Source organism: Bartonella sp. AP9QHHD, assembly GCF_042195625.1.
GTDB lineage: Bacteria > Pseudomonadota > Alphaproteobacteria > Rhizobiales > Rhizobiaceae > Bartonella.
The window spans coordinates 1-7,194 of the sequence record NZ_JBHIOP010000094.1 but is presented as its reverse complement, the minus strand read 5'-3'; the positions used below and the strand labels follow the sequence as shown (position 1 = coordinate 7,194).

Below are 7,194 nucleotides of genomic sequence, written 5' to 3'. Positions count from 1 at the left end.
AAAAAAACTCAATAGAATCAAGATTCACCTATTCCCCCATATTAGACATAACTATTTTATTTTACTTGCTTTTTATATACCATTTATGAACACCGCCGCAAAAAAGGCTTTAAGATGTATTAAGACACACAACAATCGCCTCTGCTGTTTTCTTGATCGCACCTCTTGCGGCAAGATGAGTAGAGTTTAATCCTAAAAAAACCGATTCAATATATGAACCCCCTGCGTAATATCAAACCCCTACGTAATATCAAACCCATGCGTGTTTGGTTTAATAAATCCGCGGAACCCTCATCAATTTCACTCTACGACTTTGAGTAATATGCTTTGCTTCCTGCAACAAAGGCTGTTTTTTATCACTGATCAGAGACATCGGCTGGAATATTAGCGTTTCCCGTAGTGCTCGTTGTTACGGCATCCACATGCCCCACAACGTTACCACCCGCTCCATCGACAGCAGCGTTCGCTACCCCTGTTGTTTTATTATTGATCTCACCTCTTGAGACAAGATTGGTAGAGTTTTGCAATCCTACAAGACCGATTTTATGATATCCAGCCATACGTATTTGATTTAATAAATCGATGACAGTACCATAATCAATTTCGCTATCCGCTTTGATTAAAATTTTTGCCTCTAAATTTTGCGTCGTTTCCCTCAACAAAGCTTCTCTCAAAGCTGCTTGTTCTACAAGATGATCACCAATGTAAAGAGAACGATCTTTTTGCAACGTAACATAAAGAGGTTCATCAGACTGAACCACTGAAGGTGCTTGAGTTATAGAAGGAAGCTGAACGGAAATGGCAGATGTTGCCAAAGGCGCTGCAACCATAAAAACAATAAGCAACACCAATACAACATCAATAAAAGGGGTCACATTGATTTCGCTTTGCAACCCACTCTCGTCTATATCCCAATCATTATTAAGGCTTGCTTTCATTTTTTATGACTTTTCTGTTGTCTTTGTCTATCAAGTTCACGGCTCAAGAGCCTTTCAAGAGCAGCAGCGATATCACCTAAATCACTACGATAACCACTCAAAGCACGCATAAGGCTATTATACATAACAACGGCGGGAATAGCCACAAAAAGCCCAACAGCCGTTGCGAATAAGGCTTCAGCAATTCCAGGCGCCACCACATCAAGTCGCGTTGTTTGAGACTGAGCAATCCCAATAAAAGAATTCATAATTCCCCAAACAGTTGCAAAAAGACCAACAAAAGGAGCAATTGCGCCAATAGTTGCAAGAACAGCACTTCCACATGCAACACGGCGTGTAGCAGCCAGCAAGCAGCGTGACAAAAGTGAATGAACCCTTTCTTTTAAACCTTCATGAACATCACGAACCCTAGCATCGCGAACATCGCGGGAAACATCTTCATATTGATTGCTCTCCTCATAAAAGAGAATATCTTCAATCGTTTGTGCATTTTCCCCTACACTGGTTTTTTCACCAGAGCTTTCGTTTATCCCTTCAGGAGCAGAAAAATGAACCTGTTGTGCAGAAAGATACACCTCTTTAAGGACTTCTTTGAGAAAAAACACACCAGCTCCTTTGCTTTCTTTCAAGCTAGCTGCCAAACGCGTAAGAGTCTGAGCATTTAGAACCAATTGAAGTTCATGACGTACTCTTCGTTTTACCAAAGTGATCTCAACAATTTTCACAAAAGCAATTGTCCAAGACATAAGTGAAGCAAGTAACAAAATAATGATAACGGCTTTCACCACCCAATCAGCAGCCATAAACATAGAAAGAGGAGAAAAATCATGCACTGTCAATACAGCAGACATATTATCTAAAGGGACTGTTTTATCTAAAGGGACTGTTTCAGATTCCATTTTTATCTCACATTCTTGTGCTCTTATCTTTATTTATGAGCTGGATCGTCACCCCGCATAGCATCACTGTTCCACAATGCCACTACCCTTTTAACGTCACTTGTGTATTCCTCTTAAGAAAGAAAACTTGATAAATCAAGTATAGTTTTATTTCACAAGCTCTCTCTTAATTCTAAAGAAATTACTCAAGAAATTTTTCTCTAACAATTCAACAAGTTTATCTTACCCAATCAATTTATTGCATAAATTAGGCAAAATGATAAACTTACAAGAAGTATCGCATATAATATTTTAATTTATAAGAATAATTTATCATCGTTCCTGTTAAATAAATCTCTCATATCGCAAAGCTTTTCTCATTTCAGCAGCTCTTTTAAAGCCAACAAAATATTTGCTTACATGAAACAAGCAGCAAAAATATCATAAAATCCTCGGAGAAAAGGATATGCACTTCTCTAACAACCAGTGCACTAAAGTACCTCTCCTATCCTAAAATAAAAATATACCTTACGTTTTTAAAAAAGAACTATCGCAATATCTTAAACTGACCAAAAGTATCATGGGGAGCGCATGTTGCCCCCAAATACATAGAGAGCAAAGAGCCGCAATATTATTTTCTTTTTCTTTGCTGCAAAAGTATAAAAATGACAGTACTTCTGCCGCAAAATCGCAACAACGATGTTTTTTACCTGTCACAAGCTTAAAAAATAAGCCTCAGCACACTTTTAAAAAACTTTTATAAAAAACTGCGCCACGAGAAACTGAAGAATGGTGCTAAATTACTGCAAAAGCATAAGACAATTCTCAACAGATGCGACCCTTTACAGACAAAGCATATCGTATAGGAAAGATTTATTTTATCAAAAACAATTTTAAATTCGACAAAATGAAAGGAACCAAAAAAAGCTTTTGGCGTTACTCAAGCAGTGAAAATTTTCACTCCAATGCAAATGATCACTATGAACACACCAATACAAATATAATGAATCAAGAGGGAAAAATACCATGGCCCATAATAAAACAACACAGCACGATAAATCAGCCGTAGAAAAAGACCTACAAGGACAATTAGAAACGTTACGCACTGAAATTTCAGGGATTACCTCAACCCTAACAGATCTTGGTGCAAACAAATTCAACGCCGCCAAAGACAAAGCGGAAAAACTATATCACTCAGCGAAAGAAAGTGGTGAAGACATGATGTCTCAAGCAAAAGACAAAATTAGTGATCTTGAACAAACCATGAATCAATGCGTTCGCAAAAATCCTGGCAAAAGCGTTTTGTTTGCCGCAGGGGTTGGTTTTATTCTTTCTCAATTACTGCGTCGTTAAGCAATGCATAAGTTTATCGCGCCTCTTTTAAACCATCTTGTCGGTGGAGGGCTTAAAAGCACAGTCAAGCAAGTACGCCTTCAAGCAATTTTTTATGGGTTTATTGGCATTTCATTCTTCATGTCTTTGCTTTTTTTATGTACCATCGGTTTTATTGCGTTATGTTCTGTTATGAAGCCTCTTGCTGCCGCCAGTATCATGTTTTTAATTTGTCTTTCTCTTGCGGGATTAGGTCTTATTATCAGTCGCGTTCTCAAAACTTATCAACGCTATGACCAACAAAAAAAGACAGAAGAACAACGCCACAAACTCATGACAGATGCGACTGTTTCCAGTCTTGCAGCTCTCAGTCAACATCTCCCTTTTGCCAAATTGAGTGTTCCCATTCTCGGACTTGCAACTTATTTTTTGTGGAAAAAAGATAAAAAAGACCGCTTTTCAGAGTAAAATATGTAAAGCTGTCACTCTAAATCCCCCTCTCAATGTGCTTTCTTTTGTTATAAAAGAAAGCACATTTTTTTCCTCATAGTCTCTTTAGCTTCTTCAAATACCTGAAAAAAATCCCCTTCATTTTGCTAAAAATTCCATAGAACCGCTACACTCTCTTTCAGATTGCAACCCATTTTTCATGAACATAACAACATAAGGCAATGCTTGCATTAGAAGTCCTAGTTTAATTCGAAGCCATTTATTGTTTTTTGAAGGAAATGATGTTCCGTTTCTGCCTTTCTCTATATTTTCATAAGCTTTTTTCAGAACCAAAGGTCACGTCATCGATTTGAATTTATAAAGCAAAAATATTCCCCGTATGAAAATTCTTTTTTCAAAAAATCTGAAATTTTTACCGATAAGAAAGTTGTAAAAACGTCCATTACACAACAAAAATTTATCAACTCTGATACGAATAGAACAGAGGTCATACCTACAATTCACGTCACAGAAAAAATAAAGAAAGAAAATTTTATAGAAATATTTGCTGATGGCATTCAAGCAATTTGTAATTTATCTCGTACAGGACATCGTGCTTTGATAATAGTTTTAGAAGAATATCGATCTAATAAATCAACAAACGAAGATCCCAGCAGCATTACCTTAATTTGGTTTGATGGGGGTATAAATGGAAAAAAGCGCGATATGGTCGACAGAACTTTTCACAATGGTTTAAGAGAGCTCATACAAAAAGGAATTTTGAAACCAAAATTGCCTAATCAATACTGGGTGAATCCTATTCTGTTATTCAAAGAAGAAAAAGTTGCTTTTATGAAAGAATATCAAATAGAATCATCTTCTACCAAACCGGATATTTCATCCGTTGAACATCAAACAGATCTTGAAGATTTTATAACAAAATAACTTGTATCATTTATCGTACTGTGTATATTGTGGAGCATCTTGATTTAAGCGCGTGAGGGGAAAATAATGTCAAAATCACAAATAAGCAAAGAGGCGCTCGTCCTTTTGCTTTTATGGCTTCGTGGTCCTTTAAGATTGATACTAAGCCTTATAATGATAATGGGGTTTGTGGGATTGTTTACAATTCCTATTATGATATTATCAATAGGTTGGTCAAAAGCACTAATAAACATTACAATTTGTTCCTTTATATTAGGTTTTGGCTCTTTCCTTCTAATTTTTTATTATGATAAACTTATAAGATATTTACAATAAACTGTTCACATATTTTTCCATTAACAATACTAATAAAAAACAAAAGATCACGATAATTAAATCTGTATTCCGATATAATCGATGAGATTAATACATATAATTTTTAAAGAGGGGAAAAATGAAAAAATTTATTTTAATATGCTTGGCTCTATTGACTATAGGATTGAATATTACAGGTTGTGGTAAAAGTGAAGAGGAAAAACGTAGAGCCCAACAAGAAGAACAAGCTAAAAAGTTTTTTGATGAAGAATTAACCTCTACAGATCGTGATCATGCATTTTAAAAAATACCCTACGACAATAAAATGTGAGTTATCAATCTCTAACTAAAAGAGTATTTTGTGTAACTCACACCTGACAACGTCATTGTACACTTTAACACGTATGAAGACAATCAGTTTTAAAAACTTTGGAAAGGCTTTTCATAACCTATCCGCTTAACGCTAAGTATTTATATAACAAAATACCCATTTATTATCTTTTCTTGTCTTTTTTATAATATTTTCAAATATATATCACTTAAAATACCTTATTATTTTCATCACTTTCTTTTGACTTATCCCCCTATAAGCTTTCTCTTTAATCATGATCTCAAAGCCGCGTGAGAAAAGAACAAGATAGGCCTTTTGGTTATTGATAAGGGGCACACGTGCGCCTAACGATACGCTTTTACAGAATTTCCCAGCCTTTAAAACTTAAGGCTTTTAGCCTTCTCATTTAAATGCAGGTTTGATGTCATGATTTTGGGGTGCGATTATTAAGAGTTTGAGAAGCGAAGAGCTTTTCATTTAAAAAGCAAAACGAAATGACGTATAGCCAAGGAAACGCGCTCTCCCATAGCACTGTAGTAAACAACCTATAAGGATATTTTAAACACAACAAATTTTCATAACGAGCGTTGTCCACCAAGGACTGTGTGGATTATCATTAACTTTTTTCTGATAAGATTTGCAGTAGAATATTGTCTTGATTTTTAAATAGCGCTTGAAAAGACGCTTTATCAATAATGGTCAATATTAATTATGGTCAATGGGATTATAGCTTCCATGATCTCTTCGCCAATCTTCTGGTTGTTGAAATTGGCTCGACCATAAACCGTTTTGTGCTTTTTGAGCAGCAGATTGTAGAGTTTTATAGTCTGCGGGGGATGGAAAATGATGCTGATCTTTTGTCAACACCATCAACCCTTCTGCCAGCCCCAACCGCGCCAGATCAACCCCATCTACAAAACATTGTGCATAATGAACCTGTTGAACGACACGTGCTTGCCGACAAGTAACCTTTTTATCAATTGTTTTTGAAACAAGCCAAGCCGTAACAAAAGCACCGCAAGGCCACTTAACTCCGTTGCGTGAGGCAAATTGTCGTGTTTCACAGCTTTCCACACCATATAAACGGATATCACGGATGATCTTTTTTCTCCACCCATCATCTACAAGCGTAATCATTTTAAAGGTCACACCACTTGTGACCTGTATAGCACCGGAATAGACCGGCACATTTTCTTCATAAAATTGTGATGCGATTGGTTCTGAATGCAACACCACATTTTGTTGGATTGCGTCTTGTTGGTTTGCATAATCAACCAATTGTGACTTCGGATTTTGAACGGGGTTTCCAATTGTCTTTTCTGATCCTTCAAAAAGAGAAAATTGCATAATATTTTCAGTATGTTGACTGAAATAAAAGTATCCTAAAATAATAATACAAATTAAGACAATATATTTAGGCGCTGCTCGAAGATATTTTAAAAGTATCATTTTGAATATTACTATATTTTTTGTTTATTAAATAATAAAAGATTAAATATTATTAATTTATCGATAGAAAAATTTATTTTTTTCATTTTATAGGGTAGATTAATATTTTAACTATTAATTTAATTTTTAACTTTAAAATAGCGAGGGGGTTTTTCATGAAAAACATGAATAATTCATTCAGTTGTGAACATACCTTACAAAAAACTACTCTATCCAACACACAAAAGAAATGGTTAACAACAGCATTGATGCTGTTTATTGCCTTCATCGCACTGAGTGAGCCAGCATTTGCTGATGGCGGCTTCGGAAAAATTGAAACTGCTCTTGATAAAATCATTGAAGCTTTAACAGGAAAAATTGCAACATCAATTGCAACCATTGCGGTTGCTGGTATTGGGCTTGCATGGATTGCTGGTTATGTTGAAATGCGTAAAGCTTTTTTCGTTTGTGTTGGCATCGGCATTGTTATGGGTGCAACGCAAATTGTATCAATGTTTTCCCATTAAACGTTGCCTTTCAAAGCCATGAAAAAGCACGACAAGCTAACAGAAGATACGTTATTTCTTGCTTGCACGCGCCCTGCAATGATTGCAGGCGT

At 35.8% G+C, this 7,194-nt stretch carries 9 protein-coding genes and 1 pseudogene; 6 read left to right on the top strand and 4 right to left on the bottom strand.

All coding sequences use genetic code 11. The features are described from left to right. Positions 1-356: 356 nt before the first annotated feature. Together ACFIK4_RS08740 and ACFIK4_RS08735 are read right to left on the bottom strand one after the other, a co-directional pair. Positions 357-938, bottom strand: a complete 582-nt coding sequence (locus ACFIK4_RS08740; protein ID WP_375675767.1) for a biopolymer transporter ExbD — start codon at positions 936-938, stop codon at positions 357-359. Further along, positions 935-1,837, bottom strand: coding sequence for a MotA/TolQ/ExbB proton channel family protein (locus tag ACFIK4_RS08735; RefSeq protein WP_375675766.1), 903 nt, complete (start codon positions 1,835-1,837; stop codon positions 935-937). The genes ACFIK4_RS08740 and ACFIK4_RS08735 overlap by 4 nt, the downstream gene beginning before the upstream one ends. 1,005 nt (positions 1,838-2,842) lie before the next feature. On the opposite strand from ACFIK4_RS08735, the gene ACFIK4_RS08730 reads away from it, so the two are divergent. Then, positions 2,843-3,169 carry a YqjD family protein gene (locus tag ACFIK4_RS08730; protein ID WP_375612522.1) on the top strand — a complete coding sequence of 109 codons (327 nt, stop codon included), beginning with the start codon at positions 2,843-2,845 and terminating at the stop codon, positions 3,167-3,169. A 3-nt stretch (positions 3,170-3,172) separates the two neighbouring features. Further along, complete coding sequence (locus ACFIK4_RS08725) at positions 3,173-3,616, top strand: hypothetical protein (RefSeq protein WP_375610244.1); 444 nt, start codon at positions 3,173-3,175, stop codon at positions 3,614-3,616. 120 nt (positions 3,617-3,736) lie between these two features. Here ACFIK4_RS08725 and ACFIK4_RS08720 read toward each other — a convergent pair whose 3' ends face one another. After that, on the bottom strand, positions 3,737-3,931 hold the full coding sequence (locus ACFIK4_RS08720) for a hypothetical protein (RefSeq protein WP_375612520.1): 195 nt from the start codon (positions 3,929-3,931) through the stop codon (positions 3,737-3,739). Between the two features lie 264 nt (positions 3,932-4,195). Between ACFIK4_RS08720 and ACFIK4_RS08715 the strand changes: the two genes are divergently transcribed. Together ACFIK4_RS08715 and ACFIK4_RS08710 are read left to right on the top strand one after the other, a co-directional pair. Further along, a complete protein-coding gene (locus tag ACFIK4_RS08715; RefSeq protein ID WP_375675765.1) occupies positions 4,196-4,522 on the top strand; it encodes a hypothetical protein in 327 nt (108 codons plus the stop codon). A gap of 433 nt (positions 4,523-4,955) precedes the next feature. After that, the gene (locus ACFIK4_RS08710) at positions 4,956-5,120 is read left to right on the top strand and encodes a hypothetical protein (protein WP_375610246.1); all 165 of its coding nucleotides are present in this window, start codon (positions 4,956-4,958) and stop codon (positions 5,118-5,120) included. Between the two features lie 732 nt (positions 5,121-5,852). Here ACFIK4_RS08710 and ACFIK4_RS08705 read toward each other — a convergent pair. Continuing rightward, the gene (locus ACFIK4_RS08705) at positions 5,853-6,596 is read right to left on the bottom strand and encodes a nuclease (protein WP_375638296.1); all 744 of its coding nucleotides are present in this window, start codon (positions 6,594-6,596) and stop codon (positions 5,853-5,855) included. 155 nt (positions 6,597-6,751) lie between these two features. Between ACFIK4_RS08705 and ACFIK4_RS08700 the strand changes: the two genes are divergently transcribed. Next, positions 6,752-7,102: a TrbC/VirB2 family protein gene (locus ACFIK4_RS08700; RefSeq protein WP_375675764.1), complete on the top strand. Its 351-nt coding sequence runs from the start codon at positions 6,752-6,754 to the stop codon at positions 7,100-7,102. A gap of 18 nt (positions 7,103-7,120) precedes the next feature. Beyond that, positions 7,121-7,194 (top strand): annotated as a pseudogene (locus tag ACFIK4_RS08695) (type IV secretion system protein VirB3); the annotation flags it as partial.

Bases quoted from the DNA above. Each gene is read 5' to 3' on its own strand.
- ACFIK4_RS08730 (WP_375612522.1), top strand. From the start codon at position 2,843: ATGGCCCATAATAAAACAACACAGCACGATAAATCAGCCGTAGAAAAA.
- ACFIK4_RS08710 (WP_375610246.1), top strand. From the start codon at position 4,956: ATGAAAAAATTTATTTTAATATGCTTGGCTCTATTGACTATAGGATTG.
- ACFIK4_RS08740 (WP_375675767.1), bottom strand. From the start codon at position 938: ATGAAAGCAAGCCTTAATAATGATTGGGATATAGACGAGAGTGGGTTG.
- ACFIK4_RS08700 (WP_375675764.1), top strand. From the start codon at position 6,752: ATGAAAAACATGAATAATTCATTCAGTTGTGAACATACCTTACAAAAA.
- ACFIK4_RS08735 (WP_375675766.1), bottom strand. From the start codon at position 1,837: ATGGAATCTGAAACAGTCCCTTTAGATAAAACAGTCCCTTTAGATAAT.
- ACFIK4_RS08725 (WP_375610244.1), top strand. From the start codon at position 3,173: ATGCATAAGTTTATCGCGCCTCTTTTAAACCATCTTGTCGGTGGAGGG.
- ACFIK4_RS08705 (WP_375638296.1), bottom strand. From the start codon at position 6,596: ATGATACTTTTAAAATATCTTCGAGCAGCGCCTAAATATATTGTCTTA.